This is a genomic window from Ectorhizobium quercum (assembly GCF_026552795.1).
GTDB classification, from domain to species: domain Bacteria; phylum Pseudomonadota; class Alphaproteobacteria; order Rhizobiales; family Rhizobiaceae; genus Ectorhizobium; species Ectorhizobium quercum.
Map to the genome: position 1 here is coordinate 631003 of NZ_JANFPI010000002.1, position 21853 is coordinate 652855.

At 65.7% G+C, this 21853-nt stretch carries 18 protein-coding genes; 7 read left to right on the top strand and 11 right to left on the bottom strand.

From position 1 onward, the window contains the following. Positions 1-15: 15 nt before the first annotated feature. Positions 16-1038, bottom strand: a complete 1023-nt coding sequence (locus tag NOF55_RS07635; protein ID WP_306410745.1) for a polyamine ABC transporter substrate-binding protein — start codon at positions 1036-1038, stop codon at positions 16-18. Positions 1039-1129: 91 nt separating this feature from the next. On the opposite strand from NOF55_RS07635, the gene NOF55_RS07640 reads away from it, so the two are divergent. From NOF55_RS07640 to NOF55_RS07650, 3 genes are all read left to right on the top strand, one after another. Further along, positions 1130-1984, top strand: coding sequence for a MurR/RpiR family transcriptional regulator (locus tag NOF55_RS07640; protein WP_306410746.1), 855 nt, complete (start codon positions 1130-1132; stop codon positions 1982-1984). A gap of 92 nt (positions 1985-2076) precedes the next feature. Next, positions 2077-2964, top strand: a complete 888-nt coding sequence (gene yghX / locus NOF55_RS07645; protein WP_306410747.1) for a YghX family hydrolase — start codon at positions 2077-2079, stop codon at positions 2962-2964. A gap of 185 nt (positions 2965-3149) precedes the next feature. Continuing rightward, positions 3150-5549 (top strand): heavy metal translocating P-type ATPase, encoded by a 2400-nt coding sequence (locus NOF55_RS07650; protein WP_306410748.1) that lies wholly within the window; start codon positions 3150-3152, stop codon positions 5547-5549. Between the two features lie 54 nt (positions 5550-5603). Here the strand turns inward: NOF55_RS07650 and NOF55_RS07655 are convergent, their stop codons facing one another. Then, a complete protein-coding gene (locus NOF55_RS07655) occupies positions 5604-6434 on the bottom strand; it encodes a DUF1194 domain-containing protein (protein WP_306410749.1) in 831 nt (276 codons plus the stop codon). A gap of 285 nt (positions 6435-6719) precedes the next feature. Further along, complete coding sequence (locus NOF55_RS07660; protein ID WP_306410750.1) at positions 6720-7502, bottom strand: class I SAM-dependent methyltransferase; 783 nt, start codon at positions 7500-7502, stop codon at positions 6720-6722. A gap of 220 nt (positions 7503-7722) precedes the next feature. Between NOF55_RS07660 and NOF55_RS07665 the strand changes: the two genes are divergently transcribed. Next, positions 7723-8949, top strand: coding sequence for an MFS transporter (locus tag NOF55_RS07665; protein WP_306410751.1), 1227 nt, complete (start codon positions 7723-7725; stop codon positions 8947-8949). A gap of 13 nt (positions 8950-8962) precedes the next feature. Here the strand turns inward: NOF55_RS07665 and NOF55_RS07670 are convergent, their stop codons facing one another. Continuing rightward, positions 8963-9724: an SDR family NAD(P)-dependent oxidoreductase gene (locus NOF55_RS07670; protein ID WP_306410752.1), complete on the bottom strand. Its 762-nt coding sequence runs from the start codon at positions 9722-9724 to the stop codon at positions 8963-8965. A gap of 200 nt (positions 9725-9924) precedes the next feature. On the opposite strand from NOF55_RS07670, the gene NOF55_RS07675 reads away from it, so the two are divergent. Next, positions 9925-10749 carry a helix-turn-helix transcriptional regulator gene (locus NOF55_RS07675; protein WP_306410753.1) on the top strand — a complete coding sequence of 275 codons (825 nt, stop codon included), beginning with the start codon at positions 9925-9927 and terminating at the stop codon, positions 10747-10749. 100 nt (positions 10750-10849) lie between these two features. Next, the gene (locus NOF55_RS07680; RefSeq protein ID WP_306410754.1) at positions 10850-11398 is read left to right on the top strand and encodes a YbhB/YbcL family Raf kinase inhibitor-like protein; all 549 of its coding nucleotides are present in this window, start codon (positions 10850-10852) and stop codon (positions 11396-11398) included. A 66-nt stretch (positions 11399-11464) separates the two neighbouring features. Here NOF55_RS07680 and NOF55_RS07685 read toward each other — a convergent pair whose 3' ends face one another. After that, positions 11465-13171 carry a dihydroxy-acid dehydratase gene (locus NOF55_RS07685; protein WP_306410755.1) on the bottom strand — a complete coding sequence of 569 codons (1707 nt, stop codon included), beginning with the start codon at positions 13169-13171 and terminating at the stop codon, positions 11465-11467. Positions 13172-13324: 153 nt separating this feature from the next. Here NOF55_RS07685 and NOF55_RS07690 point away from each other — a divergent pair, with 153 nt between their 5' ends. Beyond that, positions 13325-13987: a GntR family transcriptional regulator gene (locus tag NOF55_RS07690; RefSeq protein WP_306410756.1), complete on the top strand. Its 663-nt coding sequence runs from the start codon at positions 13325-13327 to the stop codon at positions 13985-13987. A gap of 271 nt (positions 13988-14258) precedes the next feature. Here the strand turns inward: NOF55_RS07690 and NOF55_RS07695 are convergent, their stop codons facing one another. The 6 genes from NOF55_RS07695 to NOF55_RS07720 form a co-directional block, all read right to left on the bottom strand. Continuing rightward, the gene (locus NOF55_RS07695; RefSeq protein ID WP_306410757.1) at positions 14259-15017 is read right to left on the bottom strand and encodes an SDR family oxidoreductase; all 759 of its coding nucleotides are present in this window, start codon (positions 15015-15017) and stop codon (positions 14259-14261) included. A gap of 61 nt (positions 15018-15078) precedes the next feature. Beyond that, positions 15079-16824 carry a hydantoinase B/oxoprolinase family protein gene (locus tag NOF55_RS07700; RefSeq protein WP_306410758.1) on the bottom strand — a complete coding sequence of 582 codons (1746 nt, stop codon included), beginning with the start codon at positions 16822-16824 and terminating at the stop codon, positions 15079-15081. Continuing rightward, positions 16811-18928, bottom strand: a complete 2118-nt coding sequence (locus NOF55_RS07705) for a hydantoinase/oxoprolinase family protein (protein ID WP_306410759.1) — start codon at positions 18926-18928, stop codon at positions 16811-16813. Before NOF55_RS07705 ends, NOF55_RS07700 begins: the two co-directional genes overlap by 14 nt. 5 nt (positions 18929-18933) lie before the next feature. Beyond that, on the bottom strand, positions 18934-20229 hold the full coding sequence (locus tag NOF55_RS07710) for a TRAP transporter large permease (RefSeq protein ID WP_306410760.1): 1296 nt from the start codon (positions 20227-20229) through the stop codon (positions 18934-18936). Further along, on the bottom strand, positions 20223-20789 hold the full coding sequence (locus NOF55_RS07715) for a TRAP transporter small permease (RefSeq protein WP_306410761.1): 567 nt from the start codon (positions 20787-20789) through the stop codon (positions 20223-20225). Before NOF55_RS07715 ends, NOF55_RS07710 begins: the two co-directional genes overlap by 7 nt. 11 nt (positions 20790-20800) lie before the next feature. Continuing rightward, complete coding sequence (locus tag NOF55_RS07720) at positions 20801-21817, bottom strand: TRAP transporter substrate-binding protein (protein WP_306410762.1); 1017 nt, start codon at positions 21815-21817, stop codon at positions 20801-20803. Positions 21818-21853 lie beyond the last annotated feature (36 nt).

The following is a 21853-nucleotide window of genomic DNA, read 5'->3' on the forward strand; positions in this document are numbered from 1 at the left end:
GATGCGGCTCCCCGGTCACTGGGCGGTGCGGATCGCGTTCCACGCCCGGTCGTATGCCCTGAGCGCCGGACCCAGATCCTCGAAGATCTGCAACCGGGCCATCGTTTCCTCCGGCACGTTGATGTTGGGATTGCTCTTGATGAAGTCGGGCGTGAGCGCGTTGGCGGGACCGTTCGGCGTGCCGTTGAACTGCTGCGCGACGTTCAGCGCCGCGATCTCGGGCTTGAGGTAGAATTCGAGGAATTTCTGCGCGGCCGCCTTGTTCGGCGCGCTTTCCAGCACGCAGATGTTCTCCTGATACATCGTCGCACCCTCGGCGGGGATGACGTATTTGATGTTCGGCGTCGCGGTGAAGAAGACGTTGCCGCCGACGAAATACTGCGCCGCCGCAAGATCGCCCGAGGCGACCAGCGCCATCGATTCATAGGTGAAGGCCGTCACCTTGTCCTTGTAGCCGATGACATAGTCCGCCGCCGCCTGGATTTCGCCGGCATCCGTGGAATTGACCGACTTGCCGGTCATGATGAGCCCGACGCCGAGAACCTCGCGCATGTCGTCGAGAAGGCTGATCCGCGCGCCGGTCTTGTCGGGAATGGCAAAGAAATCCGCCCAGCTTTCGACCGGACCGGTGACGTTCTCGTTGTAGAAGACGCCGACCGTGCCCCAGGCATAGGGCAGGCAGAAGCGCGACTCCGGGTCCTCCTTCGACCGCAGGAAGCCGGTTTCGATGTTCTTGAAATCGGGATGGTCGTTGATCTTCGTCTCGTTCAGAAGATCGAGCTTGACCATGATGTCCTGCATCCATACGGAGGGAAAGACGATATCGTAGCCCGTGGCGCCGGCCTGGATTTTGGCCAGCATCTCCTCGTTCGAGGAATAGGTGTCGAGCGTGACCTCGATTCCCGTTTCAGCGGTGAACCTGCTCAGAACTTCGGGATTGATATAGTCTCCCCAGTTGTAAAGTGCGAGTGTTTCGGCATGGGCGGCGCCCGCCAGAAGCGCGAAGGAAAAGGCGAAGGTGAGAGAATGACGACGCATGGAATTCCCCTTTGGTTGACTGGCCCGTTGGGCTTCTTATGTTATGAATGACAGAACGCTAACATAATTTAATTTTGACGCAATAATAAACATGACCGAAACCGCTGAAAACAGAGTACCCTCCCCGCTTGTGCTGCGTTTGCAGGCACTTTCCGGTGAGTTGACCAAATCGGAGGCAGTCATTGCCCAGTGGTTGACGCGAAACGAGGCAATCCTCGGCCTCGAAACCGGCGCTTCCATTGCCGCGAAGACGGGTGTCAGCGAGATCACCGTCAGCCGTTTCCTGCGCCGGCTGGGTTACAAGGGGCTTCAGGCGCTGAAGGAAGACCTCCAGACGCGCGGTGCGGCACAATTGCCGGGCGCCGATGCCTATGTCCGCCTGCTCGACGGGGAAACGGCCGCCCTGATCCGCCGCGATGCGGAGGCGGTGCTTGCCATCTCGGCCCAGGTCGCCCGCCCGGAATGGGAGGCGGCGGTGGCCGCGATCCACGCCGCCGACGAGGTTTTCGTCGCCGGCTTCCAGTCGGTGAAGGGCGTCGCGGAGGATTTCGCCCGGCGTCTTTCGATCGTCCACGAGCGCGTCCGCTTTCTGACCCCGCACGATTCCGGCCTTGCCGAATGGCTCCCCTCCGCCGATGCGCGCCGCTGTCTGGTGCTCGTCGACACCGTGCCCTATGCGCGCGAGGCGGAAGGCATCGTCCGCATGGCCGCCGGGGCGAAGATGGACGTGGTCGTCCTGACGGACGAACTCAACACCTGGGCCACGCGGCATACGCCCTTCGTTTTCTTCGTCACCAGCGCGGCCGGAGCCTTCGTCGAAAGCACCGGGCCGCTCGCCTCGCTTCTCAACCTCGTCACCCATGCCGTCGCCGCCCGCGACCCCGAGCGCGCCAAGGCCCGCCTCGCCGCCTGGCCGGCGATGCTGCGCGAGCTGGGCCTGTTCTGAAACGGACCGGATCACCGCCGCTTTCGAAACCGTGAATTCACACGGGGTGCGAAATTCCTATACTGGCCGCCCCACAATGCGGAGGACTCAGCATGAGCAGACTGACAGCCAAGGACTTTCCCCAGGAACTTCTGGAGCTTTACGACTTCTACGCCCACGGCCGGATCACCAAGCGCGAATTTCTCGACCGCGCCGGCAAGTTCGCAGTCGGCGGGGTGACGGCCGTAGCGCTTCTGAACATGCTCAGTCCGGATTATGCGCTAGCCCAGCAGATCGCCTTCACCGACCCCGACATCGTTGCCGAATACATCACCTACCCGTCGCCCAACGGGCATGGCGAGGTGCGCGGCTATCTGGTGCGCCCGGCCACAGCCGAAGGCGCCGTGCCGGGCGTGGTCGTGGTGCATGAGAACCGCGGCCTGAACCCCTATATCGAGGACGTGGCCCGCCGCGTCGCCAAGGCCGGCTTCGTGGCGCTGGCCCCCGACGGGCTGACCTCGGTCGGCGGCTATCCCGGCAACGACGAAAAGGGCCGAGAACTCCAGCGGCAGGTCGATCCGACCAAGCTGATGAACGATTTCTTCGCCGCCGTCGAATTCCTGATCGCCAGCGACCTGACCACCGACAAGGTGGGCATCACCGGCTTCTGCTATGGTGGCGGCGTGTCGAATGCGGCGGCCGTGGCCTATCCCGAGCTTGCGGCGGCGGTGCCGTTCTACGGACGCCAGGCTCCGGTCGAAGAGGTGCCGAAGATCAACGCGCCGCTTCTTCTGCAATTCGCCGAGCACGACGCCAACGTCAATGCCGGCTGGCCTGCCTACGAGGCCGCGCTGAAGGAACACGGCAAGACCTACGAGGCCTATATCTATCCGGGCACGAACCACGGCTTCCACAACGATTCCACGCCCCGCTACGACGAGGCGGCGGCGAAACTCGCCTGGGACCGCACCATAGACTGGTTCAAGCGCTATCTGGCCTGACAAGGCTCGGCGGGAAAGCCCTCTCGAGGGCTTTCCCGTTTTCCCGGCACCGTCGCGGACTTGCTTTCCATCCCGATTCTGCCAATACCCTATGACCGAAGGCGGATCGCGGCAGCCGAATGCCGTGAAACCGGAGCCGGACGCCATCCGTGCCGCCTCGCGCGCCCGGCAAAGAGGGTCAAGCCATGTCATCGCACGATCATCACCACGGGCACCACCACGGGGGCACGGCGCAATCCGCCGCTCCGCCGGTGGTCGACCCGGTTTGCGGCATGCGGGTCGATCCCGAAACCGCCGCATACCGGACGGTTCATGACGGGCGGACGTTCTTTTTCTGCTCGGCCGGTTGCCGGGACAAATTCGAGGGCGATCCCGGCCGCTATGCCGCGCAGGCAGCCGGTTCCGGCGACACACCGGCCGAAAGTCACCATCACGCCCATCACGAGACAGTTGCCGCGCCGGCGGCCGACGGCACGGTCTGGACCTGCCCGATGCACCCCGAGATCCGGCGCGACGGCCCCGGAAGCTGCCCGATCTGCGGCATGGCGCTGGAGCCTCTGGTCGTCAGCGCCGCGACGGGGCCCAGCCCGGAACTGCGCGACATGACGCGCCGGTTCTGGATCGGGCTGGTGCTGGCCCTGCCGGTCTTCGTGCTGGAAATGGGATCGCATCTGGTTCCGGCGCTGCATCATCTGGTGCCGGCTCCCGTCTCGATCTGGATTCAACTGCTGCTGGCCACGCCGGTCGTGCTGTGGGCGGGCTGGCCCTTCTTCGAGCGCGGCTGGGCGTCCCTGAAGAACCGCAGCCTCAACATGTTCACGCTGATCGCGATGGGAACCGGCGTCGCCTGGGCCTACAGCATGGTCGCGGCGCTGGCGCCGGCCGTGTTTCCCGACGCCTTCCGCGCGGCGGACGGAACGGTGGCGGTCTATTTCGAGGCCGCCGCCGTGATCACCGTTCTCGTGCTGCTGGGACAGATTCTGGAACTGCGCGCGCGGGAACGGACATCGGGCGCGATCCGCGCCCTGCTCGACCTAGCGCCGAAGACCGCGCGCCGGATCGGCGGGAACGGGGCCGAGGACGACATTGCCGTCGACGACGTGCGCATCGGCGACCGGCTCCGGGTTCGCCCCGGCGAAACCGTGCCGGTGGACGCGACGGTCGAGGAAGGCCGCTCCTCGCTGGACGAATCCATGATCACCGGCGAATCCATGCCCGTGACGCGCGCGGCGGGCGATCGGGTCGTCGGTGGCACGCTGAACCAGACCGGCGCGCTGGTCATCCGGGCAGATAAAATCGGCAAGGACACGATGCTCGCCCGCATCGTGCAGATGGTGGCGGATGCGCAGCGCTCGCGCGCGCCGATCCAGCGGCTGGCGGACCAGGTCTCGGGCTGGTTCGTGCCGGCCGTGGTTCTCGTGGCGCTGCTGGCTTTCGCGGCCTGGGGACTATGGGGACCGGAACCGCGCCTCGCGCATGGCCTCGTCGCCGCGGTCTCCGTGCTGATCATCGCCTGCCCCTGCGCGCTCGGCCTCGCCACGCCGATGTCGATCATGGTGGGAATCGGCAAGGGCGCCGGCGCCGGCGTGCTGATCAAGAACGCCGAGGCGCTGGAGCGGATGGAGAAGGTCGACACGCTGGTCGTCGACAAGACCGGCACCCTCACCGCCGGCAGGCCAGCGGTGACGAAGATCGTCGCCGCCGGAGGATTTGACGAAGACGGCGTGCTGCGCCTCGCCGCCGGTGTCGAGAAGGCCTCAGAACACCCGCTGGCGCAGGCGATCGTTACCGCTGCGGAAAGCCGGGGGCTGGCGGTTCCCGCCGTCGCCGATTTCGATTCCCCCACCGGCAAGGGCGCGCTCGGCGTCGTCGAGGGCAAGCGGATCGTGCTGGGCAACGCCGCCTTCCTGAAGGAGAACGGCGTCGATACGGCTGTGCTGGCGCAACAGGCCGACGCGCTCCGCCATGACGGGGCGAGCGCGATCTATATCGGCGTCGACCGTGAGGCGGCGGGCATCTTCGCCATCGCCGACCCCGTCAAGGAAACAACGCCCGAGGCGCTGCGCGCGCTTCAGGCCGAAGGTATCCGCATCGTCATGCTCACCGGCGACAACCGCACCACGGCCGAGGCCGTCGCCCGGCAGCTCGGCATCGACGAGGTGGAGGCGGATGTGCTGCCCGACCGCAAGAGCACCGTGGTTGCGCGGCTGAAATCCGAAGGCAGGGTGGTGGCAATGGCCGGCGACGGGGTGAACGACGCGCCGGCGCTCGCCGCCGCCGATGTCGGCATCGCGATGGGCTCCGGCACGGACGTCGCCATCGAAAGCGCAGGCGTGACGCTGCTCAAGGGCGACCTGACCGGGATCGTCAGGGCGCGGCGGCTTTCGGAGGCGACGATGGCCAACATCCGCCAGAACCTCGTCTTCGCCTTCGTCTACAATGCCGCCGGCGTGCCAATCGCCGCCGGTGTGCTTTATCCGGTCTTCGGCCTGCTGCTGTCGCCGGTCATCGCCGCCGCGGCAATGGCGCTGTCCTCGGTCAGCGTGATCGCCAACGCGCTGAGGCTGCGCGCCGCCCGGGTGTGACCCGGCGGTAGCCGGCCGGCTTCATCCGCAGGTCGCCGGCAGGATGACGGAAGTTCAGTCCCAGCGGCGCTGGCGCTCGTTCCAAATGGTCTCGCCGACGAGGCAATCCACCGGCGCGGGGGCCTGGACGCGCACCACCATGTTGCGCGCGGGTTGCCGGCCGGCCAGCTCCAGCACCAGCTTCTGGCGCACCGCGGTCGAGAACTGGTCCCAGCTCGTCACGGGAATCGAGAAGGCGCCCGGCCCGCCGATCACGCATTCGGCATAATACCTGTCGAGATCGGGAATGGTGCCCCAGCCGACATACTGGCTGCCATTGGTCATCAGGGGCAGTCCGTTGATGGTGATCCCCCGGGCGATCGCGGCCTCCCGCGCCTCCGTCACCCCTCTTCCCTGATTGTTCGGCCCGTCGCCGGAAATATCGATGACTTGGCGCTCTCCGGAAAATCCGTTCTGCTCGAACAACCCTGCCGAAAAATCGATCGCGCCGGAAATGGACGTGCGCGAAGCGCTGGTCAGCCTGCTCGCCTCGATCTCGGCGGCGAAGGCCTCGGCCGATTCCTTGCTGTCGATCAGCCGCCAGGGGACCAGCACCGATTGCGTCCAGGCCCCGGCCCATTCGACATAGGTGACGGCCACCCGCCCCCATCCGCCGTGCAGGATGGCGCTTTGCACCTCCGGGCTGCGAAAGGCCTCGGCATAACCGCGGCGCTGGATCATCTGCTCGTCCGGGTCGATGGAGCGGGAGGCATCGACGGCCAGCACCAGCTCGACCCCGACGCCGACATCTCCCTGCTGGGCCTGGGAAACCGTGGACGTGGCCGTGGCGACCCAGACGAGCGCCAGCAACAGGACAAAAGTTTGAGGTGACGGATATCTGCGCATGTTGCCATCTTCCGATAATGCGCGGAAACCGCACGTCGCGATCGCCGCAGGAAACCCACACTGCCAAGTGGTAACGGAATCATACGGCATCTTCACCGCAAGGCGGCGTCGATGAACGAAGGTCGATCCCGGTCCGTTATCGTATCGCGCATGCCAGCGCCGCACGCGAATGCACGTCAGGCGCCAATCGTCATGATGCGGTGCGTCGCAAACGAGGTCAAGAGATGGATTGCCCTGCCTGCACGGCCGGCCTTCGGAAACGGCATCCCGCGCGGACGGCGGGCGTCAGGCGCCGCGAACCGCCAGAAAAAGCTGAAACCGATAACCGTAAGGGATCGTCCCATCCTGCCCCATTAAAGGCGCGGCCAGATCGCGCAGCGCCGCCTCGGTCGCCGCCTGGCCGAGCGTCTCCACCACCGGTCGGGCGTGGGAAGACGACAGCGCCAGCCCCGTGAAGCCATCCATCGTCAGCGGCAGCACGACGTCCTTGTAGACCGCGCGGCTGCCGGAGAAACCGGCGAGGTTCCGAAGCTCGTCCGGATAGTCCGGCCGGACATAGGCTTTCGGCCCGCCATGATGGCGCAAAAAGGCCTCGATCGCCGCAGCGGCCGGCGAATTCGCGACGTCGCGTACATATTCGACGATGGCCAGCACACCGGACGGCACCAGCACGCGGTGCGCTTCGCGATAGAAGGCCGGACGGTCGAACCAGTGCGCGGCCGTCGCCGCGACCACCGCCCGCACGCTCGCATCGCCGGCGGGAAGTTTCTCCGCCACTCCATCGACGTAGGAAATGCGCGCATCCGTATCCGGCGCGGACCCGGCCTCGCTGCGCATTGCCGCCGAAGGTTCGACACCGACGACCGGCACGCTTTCCGGCAGGCTCGCCGCAAGTTGCCGCGTGAAAATGCCGGTGCCGCTGCCGACATCGATCACCGGCAAGGTTATTGCGCCCGGCACGGCCGCAATGGCCCGCGACAGGGGATCGAGGATCGAAGGTGGATAATCCGGCCGGAACCGTGCATATCCGCCCGCATTGGCATCGAATCTCTGATGGGTGGAAGACACGGCGAGGGCCTCCCTCTGTTCGCGATTTCATCTGTCACCGCCGAACGAAGCGGCGCCCGTCCACATCGGCACGTCATATGCTCCATAGGGATGTAGCCCGGCGCCGGGCTCTTTCAATCGTTCTCGCCTCGACGCCGGCCGAAAAAGCAAGAAACGGGTGGATTCCGGCCGCGCGATCCAGCTCAATTCCCGTCATCAGCAATCCGCATGAGGACGATCCGTGACGACGCCCGCCGCTTTCCTGCCAGCCGCCTTCAAGCGCCTCGGCTGGTCCAACCTTCTCGCCCAGTTTTCCGAACAGATCGCGCTCGCCGCCGCCCCGCTCGCCGCCGTGCTGCTCCTCTCCGCAAGCCCTTCCCAAACCGGCTGGCTCCAGACCGCGCAGACGCTTCCCTTCCTGCTCCTGTCGATCCCGGCAGGGCTGGTGGCCGACCGGGCCTCGCGACGGGCGCTGATGGTCGGGTCGGAAGCGCTGCGGGCTTTGTCGCTCGCAGCCATCGTCGCGCTGCTCGTCCTCGGCGCCCTGAACCTGCCGCTGCTTGCCCTCCTCGGCTTCGCCGGCGCGATCGGCACCGTATGCTACAGCGTCGCCGCACCGGCGCTGGTTCCCTCGCTCGTGCCACGCGCGCAGCTTGCCGATGCCAACCGCTGGCTGGAACTTGCCCGCAGCGCCGCCTATGCCGCCGGCCCCGCGCTCGGCGGCGCCCTCGTCGGCTGGACCGGCGCACCCGCGGCCTACGTACTCGCCACCGTACTCTCGCTGCTCGCCGTCCTGCTTCTGGCCGGCCTGCGCAGGGAGGAGAATGTCGTTCGGCAGAAACGCGATCTCCTGCACGATCTCCGCGAAGGCGCAGGTTTTATCCTGCGGCACGATCTCCTGCGGCCGATCCTCGTTACCGCGATCTTCTTCAACACCGCCTGGTTCGTGTTGCAGGCGATCTACGTTGCCTATGCCGTGCAGAACCTCGGCCTGACGGCAACGCAAGTCGGCGTCACGCTCGGCATCTCCGGGGCGGGCATGGTCTTCGGCGCGCTGGCGGCACCGGCGCTTTCGCGGCAGGTCTCCTTCGGCACGATGATCGTCCTCGGCCCCGTCGGCGGCTTCGCCGCCGCCCTGCTCATGCTGCTGACGCTGTGGCTGCCATCGATCTTTCTGGTGGCCGTCAGTTTCTTCCTGTTCGGCGCCGGACCGGTCCTCTGGACGATCTCGACCATGACCTTGCGGCAGGCGGTGACGCCGAACGCCATGCTCGGCCGCGTCTCCGCCTTCATCATGACGGTGACGTTCGGGGCAAGACCGGTCGGCGCCGCCATCGGCGCGGCGGTCGCCGCCCATTCCGGGGTGGCCGCCTGCCTCTTCGTCGCGACGCTCGGATTCCTCGTCCAGCTTCTGGTCATCGCCGCATCCCGCGTGCCGAAATTGCAGGACCTGCCCGAGCCGGCGTGAAGGACGCTACCCGTTATCCGTTGGTGGCGAGATAACCACCATCGACCGGCAGGCTGACGCCGGTGATGAAGGAAGCCTTGTCCGACAGCAGGAACGCCACCGCCGCGCCGACCTCCTCGGGTTCCCCCAGACGGCGGATCGCCTGGGGCTCCGTGATCGCCTTCAGAAACGCCTCGGACGACCCGTCGAGCAGTTTCGACTTGATCGCATTGGGCAGGATCGCGTTGACCCGGATGCCCGCATCGCCGTTCTCGGCGGCCGCCGTCCTGGTCAGGCCGATGATCGCGTGCTTCGTGGCCGAATAGATGCCCGCGGTCGGCAGGCCGGTCACGCCGGCGACCGAGGAAATATTGACGATGCCGCCGCTGGCCTGCTCGCGCATGACCCGGATCGTGGCGCGCATGATGCGGAACACTGATTTCAGATTGATGTCGTTCGCCAGATCCCAGGTCTTGTCCTCGCTTTCCGCGATCGTGCCCTTGGGACCGATCCCGGCATTGTTCACGGCGAAATCGATCCGGCCGTTGATCGCCCGCGTCGTATCGATCAGCGCGTCGATATCGTCAAGCGAGGTCACGTCGACGGCCAGGAACCGGGCCGATCCGCCCTTGTCCCGGATCCCGGCGACCACGGCCTCGCCTTCGGCCTCGGCACTCGCAAGATCGCTGACTATGACGTGCGCCCCCTCCTCCGCCAGCACGGAAGCAATTCCCCTGCCGATTCCGTTGGCCGCGCCGGTCACGAAACCCACCTTGCCCGCAAGCAATCCGCTCATGATATTCTCCTGTGATCTGTCCGGGTTCATAGTAAGCTCTCGCGGCCGGCAGGTGCAAGGCGTCTGCCCTGCCGGACCGTCGAGGAATCCCGCCCCCTGTCGTCGGGCCGGAACCGGGAAATGACGGCCTCGCGCCTGTTTGTGTCCTTCGAGAAAACGGGCCATAAGGTCGTAATCACAATCCGCAGGGACGAGTTCGCGTGGACCATCGACAACAGACCGGAAGCGCGCAGATACCCGGCCCGGTTTCCGAAGTTTCCGTGCTGCCCATCACCCAGGCGACGGCGGCGACCTTCACGGATCTCTTTATCGGCCTCACCTTCCTGTGCTTCATCCGCTCGGGAACGAAGCGGGTGATCTGCCCCGTCAATGGCGAGATGATCGGCGAGGAAGGGGACCTGCTCGTCTTTCCGCCCGGTTCGATGGTGACGCTGGAAAACCGCCCGCTGCCGAATGCGAGCTATCGCGCGGACGGCGTCTATTTCAGCCACGACCTCGTCGACACGGTCTTCGCCGACCAGCCGACGCGCAACGACCTGACCGGCATCCAGGTCTTGCGGGCGCCGCGCCACCGGCCATCCGAAATCCTCGATCTCATCAGGGACACGCTCGACAACGAGGCCCTGCCGCCGCCGATCCGTCAGCACCGGCTTCTCGAACCGCTGATCTGGCTGCGGCACAACGGGGTGCGTCTTCCCACGCGGGACGAAGAGCAGCCGCTGGGCAGGGTGCGGCGCCTGGTCGAAACCGATATCAGCCATCCGTGGCGCATCCCGGAGGTGGCCGGGCATTTTGCCATGAGCGAGGCGACCTTTCGCCGGTGGCTTGCGAAATCGGGGCACGCATTCTCGAAGATCCTGCTGAACACGCGCCTTGAGAAAGGCCTCGCCCTGCTGCAAACGACCGACATTCCCATTTCCCGGATCGCTCTGGAATGCGGCTTCAAGACCCCCTCCCACTTTTCCGATTCTTTCAGGAAACGGTTCGGGATAAAGCCGAAGGGCATCCGTTCGGCGGCAGATTGAGCGTTTTTCGACAGTCTTTGATTGTTTGCCGGAAGCGTGGCATCCAGCCGGCGGCTATCTCTGGAGCATGATCAACGCTTCAGATGAAGGACGCTCAACCATGCTTCAAAAAACCCTGTTCGCCGGCCTGATGCTTGCCGGTGCGATGGCCTCGGCGGCCAATGCGCAGGACTTCCACCTGTCCAGCACGTCGATTGCCGAAGGCGCGCAGCTTGCGCCTGCCCATGTCTTTACCGGCTTCGGCTGCGAAGGCGGCAACCAGTCGCCGCAGCTTTCCTGGTCGGGCGCACCCGAGGGCACGAAAAGCTTCGCGATCACCGCCTATGACCCGGATGCGCCGACCGGTTCGGGCTGGTGGCACTGGAATGCCGTGAACATCCCGGCCTCCGTCACCTCCCTCGAACCCAGTGCAAGCGGCCACGGCGCGATGCCGGAAGGAGCCGTCGAAATCGCCAACGATTACGGCGCAGCCGGTTTCGGTGGCGCCTGCCCGCCGCCCGGCGAGGTGCATCGCTATATCTTCACGGTGCATGCCCTGTCGACGGAGCGGCTGGAACTGCCCGACAATCCGGGCAACGCACTGGTCGGCTTCATGATCGGCGCCAACACGATCGGGACCGCCCGCATCACCGCCGTCTATAACCGCTGATCCGCAACCGGGATGGCAGCCGACGCGCTGCCATCTCCCCCTGCTAAACGGGACGGGGCCTCTGCATCACAGACAGTCCCGGACCGGCGGTATGCAGAAATCGAAATCGCACCCCTCGTCCGCCTGCCGGATCGATTGCCGGTAAAGCCGGGCATAGCCATAGAGGGCCTTCTCGCACGGCTGCGTTTGCGCAAGCCGAAAGGCGATCTCTTCGGGAGCCACTTCGAGCAACAGCGAGCGGGCCGCGGCGTCGAGGGCAATGATATCGCCTGAGCGCACGGCTTGCAGAGGACCGCCGGCCGCAGCTTCCGGCGTGATGTGGAGAACGATCGTGCCGAACGCCGTGCCGCTCATCCGCGCATCCGAAATGCGGACCATATCCTTGACGCCCTGCTGGGCAAGCTTCTTCGGGATCGGTATGTAACCCGCCTCGGGCATGCCCGGCGCGCCGATGGGACCGGCATTCTTCAGCACGAGAATATCGTCGGGATTGACGTCGAGGTCCGGGGAATCGATCCGTTCAGCCATATCCGCCAGCGAATCGAACACCACCGCCCGTCCCCGGTGCTTCAGCAGCGCCGGGCTTGCCGCGGCCGTCTTCAGCAGGGCGCCGCCCGGCGCCAGATTGCCGCCGAGAACGACCATGCTTTCGCCTGCGACCACGGGATCGTCCGTGCCGCGAACCACATCCTGTGGCCAGGCGGGCGGCGCCGCATCGATGTTGTCACCCAGCGTCCTGCCCGTGATCGTGAGTGCGTCCGTCTTCATCAGCCCGCGCAAGGCGTGCAGGATCGGCGTCAGGCCACCGGCCCGGTGCAGGTCTTCCATGTAGCCCCGCCCGGACGGTTTCAGGTCGACCAGAACCGGCGTTTCCCGGCTGATCCTGTCGACCGTCTCCAGCGAGACCTTGATCCCCAGACGTCCGGCCATAGCGGTGAGATGAATGATCGCATTGGTGGACCCGCCGGCCGCCATGACCGTGCGGAAGGCATTTTCGAAGGCAGGGACCGTCATGATGTCGGAGGGCTTCAGCCCCTCGCGCGCGATCTCGACGGCGCGGGTCCCGGTCAGCTCGGCAATCCGCCGGCGTTCCGAGGAGACGGCGGGCGCGCAGGCGCCGCCCGGCAGCATCATGCCCATCGCCTCGACCGCAAGCGCCATCGTCGAAGCGGTTCCCATCACGCCACATGTGCCGATCGTCGGCGCCAGATTGTCGCTGACCTCGGCGATCTGCCCGGCATCCAGTTCTCCAGCCCGGAACCGTCCCCAGAAACGGCGGCAATCCGTGCAGGCGCCAAGGCGTTCGCCGCGCCACGAGCCGGCCATCATCGGGCCGGTCACGAGCATGATAGCCGGGATGTCGGCGCTCGCCGCCCCCATTAGCAAGGCCGGCACCGTCTTGTCGCAACCGCCGATCAGGATCACCGCATCCATCGGCTGGGCCCGGATCATTTCCTCCGCATCCATCGCCATCAGGTTGCGCAGATACATGGTCGACGGGTGGGCGAAACTCTCCTGAAGGGAAATGACCGGGAACGGCACGGGAATGGCGCCCGCCAGCATCACGCCGCGCGACGCCGCCTCGATCAGGTCGGGCATGTTGCGGTGACAGGCGTTGAAACCCGATCCGGTGTCGACGATGCCGATCACCGGACGCTCCAGCGCCTCGTCGGTGTAGCCCATCGCCTTGATGAACGCCTTTCGCAGATAGGCCGCGAACTCCGCATCGCCGTAGTGCGCAACGTTGCGGCGCAGGCCCTTTCCCTCCGGCATGGCACGCTCTCCTTATGGTTTCGCAACAGTGGTTGCACCTGCCGCCATTACTGTCAATAATATTATTAATAATAAACCGAGGCCTGCCTTGCTTGACAAGATCGGCCGTTTCTGGCTGGACAACACCCCACACCCCGGTTAGCGCTCGAAGCTATGGATCTGGAACACACCGCCGAAGACATTGCCCAGCTTCTGGAAGAGGACATCGTCCTCTGCCGCATCCTGCCGCGCGAGCGCCTGCCGGAAGACCAGTTGATGGAGCGCTTCGGCACCAAGCGCCACGTCATCCGCAAGGCGCTGCAATTGCTGGCGACGACCGGGGTTCTCGAGCACATCCCGAACAAGGGCGCCCAGGTGCGCGCCTTTTCGCCGGACGAGGTCCGCAACCTTTACGACCTGCGGGCGCTGCTCGAAACCGAAGCCGCCTCGAAAATCCCGCTGCCGCTGACCCCGGAGGCGGAAGAAAAGCTGCGCGAGGCGCAATCGGTCCATGACGCCGCCGTGGAAGCGGACGATCCGGCCCGGATATTCCGGGCCAACATCGCCTTCCACCGGGAGCTCTTTTCGCTTTGCCCCAATCCGTTCCTGGTGGAAGCCGTCGAGATGGCATCGCGCCGCGCGCATGGAATCCGCTTCGCCGCCCTGGGCGATCCGGACGCTGTGCGGGAAGCGCGCGAACAGCATTATGCGATGATAGCGGCCGCGGTCGAGGGGCGGCGCGACGACCTGATCCGCCTGTGCCGCGAACATCTGCCCGCCTCCGGCGAAGCCTATCTTCGCCTCACCGCACCACTGGCCCGCCGCGCCACCCGCTAGCGCTACCCTACGCTCCTCGTCCCCTCCGCGCCGATGCCGGCCCGGGGCACGATTGACGCTCATTCCAGCCACCCAGGACCACCTGTCCGCCAACGCCCCACATCAGAGCGACCGGCCGTTCAACGGCACTTTAGTATTATCAATAATATTATTGACAATTTTGTTCTGTCTGTCCAAACTCCGTTCACATCAAGCACGAGCGGTCCGGCCCCCTCTGACCGTTCATCGCGGGCGGCGGTCCGGGACATACCCTCCCCGGGTCGCCGCCGTTTCAATGCGCCGAGAAGCGCATCGCCCCGTCCACGGGAATGACCGCGCCGGTGATGTAGCGGGCAAGCGGCGAAACGAGGAAGGCCACGAGATGGGCGATATCCTCTGGATCGCCGAAATAGCCGATCGGAATGTTCGCGGCGATGAACCGTTGCCGCGCCTCCTCGGTGGGATACATCTTCGTCAGGATCTGCTCGCTGTTGATGCGGCCCGGCGCGATGGTATTGACGGTGATGCCGTCGGCGGCCACGTCGCAGGCCAGCCCCTTGGCCCACAGGTGAAGCGCCGCCTTGGCAGCCATCGCCGCATTGAGGGCGCGCGGCTCCATCGATCCACTGATATTGACGATGCGTCCCCAGCGCCGCTCCTGCATGGACGGAAGCACGGCGGCGGCAAAGCGCCGGATCGCGTGGAAATTCAGGGCGAAGGCCTCGTCCCACACCTCCTCGGAGGCATCGAGCGGAACCGGCCGCGAGCCGCCGGCGGAATTCACCAGAATGTCGATGCCGCCAAGCGTCCCGGCAGCGTCCGAGACGATGGACGAAACCGTGGATGCGTCTGTCACATCACCCGTCAACACGAGAGGGCGTTGTCCACCGCCAGCCTCGATTTCCGCCGCCAGCCGTTCGAGAGGCTCGCCCCGGCGCGCGGTGATCGCGATACGCACGCCCTCCGCCGCCAGCGCCCGGGCGATACCGGCGCCGATCCCGGCGCTCGCTCCCGTCACCAGCGCCGTCCTGTCCTTCAGATTGAGATCCATCGCCATTCTCCTGTACGCTCGACCGAAAGAGGTTGAATTGAGCCGGAAGGCTTCGCCCGCATCACGAGACGGTCTCGTCCCGCGCGGCCCGCAATTCCTCCCGGCGTTGCGCCGTCGCGGCCGGGTCGATCTTCGGGCCGGAAAAGACGACCCCGTAGGCACGGGCGGCATGATCCGGCGTCACAGTGCCTTCGGCAAGATCGCTCTCAATGTCAACGAGCGCCCGCTCGAGCGGGTCGCCATAGCCGCCGCCGGACGGAGAGACATGGCGGAAAACATCGCCCGTCTTCAAAGTATAGGGCTCGGTGACGAGAACCGGAAGCGTGACGACATCACCATTGGCGCGACGGATCGTACTGTCCGGTCCGCAGCCGTTCCCGCCGCCGAACAGGCCGTGCGGCGGAAAGGCGCGCTTGTCCGACCGCAGGGAGAAAACGCCTTCCTTACCGAGAAACAGGTATTCGCGAATGAAGGAATTGCCGCCGCGATGGCGGCCGGCACCGCCGGTGTCGGACACCGTTCCGTAGTTCAGGATGCGCAGGGGATAGCTCGCCTCGATCATCTCCACCGGTACATTGGCCTGGTTGGCGCCCATGTGGGGAACGCCGACCTGACCGTCGTGGTCCCGCCCGGCGCCCCAGGTGCCCATCACCGTCTCGGTGAAGACGAAAGGCTTGCCCTCGTGCCAGCCGCCGAAGGTCGGCACGGTCGAACCGCCCATGCCGTCCGCCGTCACCCGGTCCGGCAAGGCCTTCGCGAGCGCGCCGAACATGGCGTCGATCACCCGGTAGCCGGTGATGCCACGCGCGCCGCAGGGGGCCGGATGCACGGAATTGACCACCGTTCCGGCGGGCGCCGTCACCGTGATCGCCCGCTCGAAGCCGCGGCAGTTCGGGATTTCCGATTTCATCACCGAGCGCAGGGCGGTGTAGACGCTTGCCTTGGTGAAGGGCAGAGGCGTGTTCACCCCGCCCTTGACCTGCGGCGAGGAGCCGGTGAAATCCACGCAAAGCCGGTCGCCCTCGATGGTCACGGCAAGCTGGATGACGATAGGTTCCGGGTTCTGGCCGAGCCCGTCGAGATGGTCGGTAAAACCGAAGACGCCGTCGGGCAGTTCCGCGATCTCGGCCCGCGCCAGTCGCTCGGCATAATTGTGCAGTTCCTCGGCATAGGCGAGCACCTCCGCCGCACCGTAGCGGTCGAGCAATTCGGTGAAGGAGCGCCGGCCGGCCTTGCAGGCCGCCATCTGCGCCCGCAGGTCGCCGGTCACGAGGTCCGGCACCCGCACGTTCAGGCCGATGATCTCCCAGATCGCGTCGTTGGCGACACCGGCGTCGTAGAGCTTGAGGAACGGCAGGCGCAGCCCCTCCTGGAAGATCTCGGTCGCGCCGAGCGCATTCGATCCCGGCACGATGCCGCCAACATCGGCGTGATGCGCGACCGTCGTCATCCACGCCACCAGCGCGCCGCCATGAAAGACCGGTTCGACGATGTAGATGTCGGGCAGATGCTGGCCCGCGGCCGCGTAGGGGTCGTTGCCGATGAAGACATCGCCTTCGCGGATCTGTCCGGCATAGCGGCTGCGCAGGTGCTGCATCGCATCGTAGAAACTGCCGAGGTGCATGGGCGTCGTCACGCCCTGCGCCAGGGTCTGGCCCTGCGCATCGCAAAGGGCGGTCGAATAGTCCATCGAATCGCGCACGATGGGCGAATAGGCGGCCCGCATCAGCATCAGGGCCATCTCGTCCGCGACGGAATCGAAGGCGTTCTTGAGAACTTCCAGCCGGATGGGATCAATGACGGTCATGGTCTTTTCCTTCCCCGCCGCGTTCGAGCGCGGGCAGCGTCACGACGATGTTGCCATAGGTGTCGACAGAGGCCCGGCAATCGGGCGGCACGATCGTCGTGCCCTCGTATTCCTCGACGATCATCGGCCCGGGAACGGGCGTTGCCGAAAGCGCCGAGCGGTTGACGACCTTGGCGCGGACGCGCCCGAACTGCGGCCCGAAATAGACGCTGCGCCATTTCGGCTCGACCTGCGGACGCGGCGTGAAGGCCGGCAAGCCGTCCCCGGTCTTCTCCACCCGCGCCGTCAACCTGAGCGTCACGATTTCCACATCGGTATCGGCCAGCCGGTAGCCGTAGGTCCGCTCGTGCGCGCGGTCGAAGCGCTCGCGCACCGCCGCCCGGCCTTCGGGCGTGAGGGTCGCGCTTTCCTCGAAGGGCAGCGTCAGCTCGAAGGCCTGCCCGCGATAGCGGAAATCGGCGTGCCGTTCGAGCGTGACGGTTTCCACCGCCCGGCCGAGTTCGCCCGCCGCCTTGGCGGAAAGGTCCGCGTAACGCTGCCGGAGCGCGGCGGCATCGGCCGTCATCAGGCTTTTCAGGAAGGCCATCGAAACGCCGGTCTCGACATCGGCATAGAGAAGGCCGAGCGCGCTGAACACGCCGGCGCCGGGCGGCACGAACACCGTGGTGATGCCCAGCGCCCGGGCAAGCGACACCGAATGGATGCCGCCATTGCCGCCGAAGGCAATCATGGCGAACTCACGCGGATCGCGGCCGCGGAAGGTCGTGACCGACTTGACGGCGCGGGTCATGACCGTCGTCACCAGTTCATGCACGCCATAGGCCGCCTGATCGAGATCGATCCCGAGGGGACCCACTACCACCCGGTCGAGCGCCGCGACCGAAAGGTCGAAGTCGACCGGCACGGAACCGCCGGCGAGCGCCTCGGGATTGAGAAAGCCGAGAACGACATTGGCGTCGGTCACGGTCGGCTCCGTTCCGCCCTTTCCGTAGCAGGCCGGTCCGGGAAAGGCGCCGGCGCTGTGCGGGCCGACCTTCAGCGCGCCGGCGCGGTCGGTCCACACGATGGAACCGCCGCCGGCACCGACCTCGGAAATGTCGATGACCGGCAGTTTCAGCGCATAGCCGCCGCCCTTGGCGAGCTTGGACGCCAGCGAGATGCCGCCGCCGACCTCGTAGTCGTCGGTCTTCAGAAGGGTCCCGTTCTCGATGAGCGAGGCCTTCGCCGTCGTGCCGCCCATGTCGAAGGAGATCGCATCGCGGTAGCCAGCGGCGACCATCGTGTTGCGCGCGCCGAGCACACCTGCCGCCGGGCCGCATTCGACGATCTGCGCCGGCCGCGCGATGACGCTGCGGGCATCGATGATGCCGCCCGCCGAGTGCATCATGAAGAAGCGCGACGGCAGGCCGGCATCGCTGAGCCCGGCCGTCAGCGATTCCAGATAGGTGCGCACGGGCGGTCCGACATAGGCGTTGATGACGGAGGTGCTGGTGCGCTCGTATTCGCGGATTTCCGGCAGCACGTCGACGGAGAGCGACACGAACAGGTCCGGGAAGCGTTCGGCGATCAGCGCGCCGATGCGCCGCTCATGGGCGGGGTTGGCATAGGAATGCAGAAGGCAGACCGCCACGGCCTCGATCCCCTCCGCAGCGATGACGTCGAGCGCAGCCATAACGCTGTCCTCGTCGAGCGGGGTCACGACATGGCCTTCGAAATCCAGCCTTTCGTCCACCTCCAGCCGCCAGCGGCGGGGCGAAAGCGCCGGCGGCTTGCAATAGAGCGGCTCGTAGAGCTTCGGGATGCGGATGCGGCGCATTTCCAGTACGTCGCGAAACCCGCGGGTCGTGATCAGCGCCGTCTTCGCGCCCTTGCCCTCCAGAATGACGTTGGTCGCCACCGTGCAGGCATGCATGACCTCGCCGACATCGCCCGGCGAAAGCCCCTCGGCCTCCAGAAGTTCGAGAATGCCGGCGACCACGCCCCGCCCGTAATCGTCCGGCGTGGAGGAAACCTTGCGGGTGGCGATCGTGTGATCGTGGCGGATCATGGCCACGTCGGTGAACGTTCCGCCGATATCGGCGGCGATGCGCAGTTTGTTCGTCATCTTCGCTACTCCGCGCCCAGAACCGTGTTCGGCAGCCACAGGACGGTTTCCGGAAAGAAGGTGATGAGGAACAGCACGACGATCAGCGGCAGCAGGAAGGGCGTCACCGCCGTGCAGATTTCCTCGAAGGAGATTTTCGCCACCTTGGTGACGATGAACAGCGCCACGCCGACCGGCGGCGTCACGATGCCGATCAGCAGGCCGTAGACCATGATCAGCCCGAAATGGACGCGGTCGACGCCGAAGTGATCGACCAGCGGCAGCATGATCGGGATCAGGATGACCATCGCCGGAATGTTTTCCAGCACCGTGCCGATGAGCAGGAAGAAGATCACCACCATGAACAGGAAGACGTACTTGTTCTCCGTCACCGTCAGCACCGCGCTGGCGAGCGCCTGCGGCACCTGGTCGTAGGTCAAGAGCCAGCTCATCGCCGCCGAAACGCCGATAACCATCAGCACCGACCCGAACAGGATGCCTGTTTCCATCACCGCATGGCGCACGCCTACGATCGACAGGCTCCGGTAGCCGAGGCCGAGCAGAAGCGTGTAGAGACAGGCCACGACGCCGGCTTCCATCGGCGTTGCGGCGCCGGTGATGATCGAGCCGATGATGATGAACGGCGCAAGCAGCGCCCAGCCGGAGCGGCTCGCCAGCTTCGCGATCTGCACGACCGGCGTGCGCGGCAGCACCGGAACCGAGAATTTCCGCGCGGCGATGCGGTTGTAGACCATCAGCGAGATCACGATCAGCAGTCCCGGGCCGATGCCGGCCAGGAACATGCGCTCGACCGAGACGGACGCGCCGAAGGCGTAGATCAACAGCGGCACGGACGGCCACATGGTCGGGCCGATCACCGAGGAGGCCACCGTCAGGGCGGAGGAATAGGCGGTCGGATAACCGTTCTTCTCCATCTGGCGGATGATGAGATTGCCGATACCGGCGACGTCGGCGATCGCCGATCCGGTGATGCCGCCGAAGAACAGCGAGCAGACGACGTTGACCTGCGCGAGACCCGCCCGCAAATGCCCCACCAGCGCATTGGCAAGCAGGAAGATGCGGTCCGTGAGGCCGACGGTCGTCATCAGGTGGCCGGCGAGGATGAAGAACGGAATGGCGAGCAAGGCCGGCGCGTCGATACCCTCGAGGATGTTCAGGGGGAAGACGTAGAGCCTCGACAGGCTGCCGGCGAAGCCGAGCTGCACGAAGCCGGCCAGCGTGCCGGCCGCCATCGCGACGACCACCGGCACGCCGAGCACCATCAGGACGAGGAAAATGCCGAGTATGGTGATGGCTACCATTGGTTCGCTCCGTCGTCCTCGGGAAATTCGGAACTCTCGTAGCCGAGCAGAACCCCGACGGTTTCGAGAATGAAATGCAGGAAGAGCAGCGCCGACGACAGGATCAGCGGCACCGACAGCCAGTAGCGCTGGAGACCGACCAGTTCGATCACGCCGCGCTGGCGTTGCAGGATCTGCGGCACTTCGAGGAGAATGACGAAGACCACGACGAGGCCGACCAGATTGCCGAACACCTTGAGGATCTTCCTTGTGCGCGGCGCGAAACGCTGGACGACGAAGGTCAGGCGGATGTCCATGTCGCGCCGGTACATGACGAAGAAGGCGATGAAGACGCTCCAGATCATCAGCACGCCGGTCCAGGGCCAGACCCAGAGCAGGCTGCTGAAACCCAGGTTGCGGACGACGATGTTGGCCGCATTGATCGCCAGCATCGCGAAGATCATCAGTTCGGTCACGACGGCGAAGACATTCGCCGCACCGTCGAGACATGCGTTGGCGATCCGGAAAGGGGGCGGGATCGCCGCCCCCTTTCCCGCCGGAGACGGGCGCACGCTTTCCATGATGCCGGGCCTTACTGCCGCGCCGCGTTGGCGGCGTCCATGAAGCCCGCGGGCAGGCGTCCGGCCTTGTCTTCCTCGGCGTACCACTTCGCCATGTCCTCGAACAGCGGATCGAGGTCCATGTCGACGAAGGTGACGCCCCTGGCCTCCAGCCTGGCCTGCATGCTGTCGGCGGTTTCCTGCATGAGCGTGGCGCTGTATTCGCCGGCCTCGGCATGCGCCTTCAGGAGGGCCTGCTGGTCCTTTTCCGACAGCTCGTCGAAGGCCTCGCCGTTCATCGAGAACATCAGCCCCTGCCAGAACTCGTTGGTGCGGGTGATGTAGGGCGCGACTTCGTAGAACCGCATCGCCTCGACCAGGGCGGCCGGGCTCGTGACCGAGGTGGCGATGCCGCTCTTCAGGCCTTCATAGGTCTCGGTCCAGGCCAGCATGCGCAGGTCCGCGCCGAGATGCGACCAGACGGAGATCGCCAGCTGGTCGGGATACATGCGCAGCTGCATGCCCCTGATCTTGGTGTAGTCGTCGAGCGGCGTCTTGGTGATGAGCACGCGATACGGGCCGCGGACGAAGGCGGTCGGATCGCCGAGCGGGCGGATGCCCGCCGTCTCCTCCACCTGCGTCAGCCATCCCTGCACGAGGTCGCTGTTGACGAATTTGGTCCACTGGTCGCGGTTCTGGAACAGGAAGATCGGCGCGATCCATTTGATGTCCGGGACCCATTTCTGGAGGAAGAATGCGTCCTCGGCATAGAGCTGGACCGTTCCAAGCTCGAGCTGCTCGAGAATGGCGGCTTCCTTGCCGAGCTGTTCGGAGGGATAGACCTGCACGACGAGGTCGCCGCCGGAATATTCCTGCACCTTGTCGGCGAAATACTGGAAGGCCTTGCCTTCCGGGCTGTCGGCCGGCTGTTTCGTGGCAAAACGCCAGGTGGTGGCAGCTTCGGCGACGGAGCCGAGGGCCGTCGCCGCAACGAGCATGGTTGCGGCAATCGTCTTGAATGCGGTCATTTTCAGGTATTCAAACTTCATGATCGGTTCCCCTTTTTGTTAAGAAGTTCAATTACA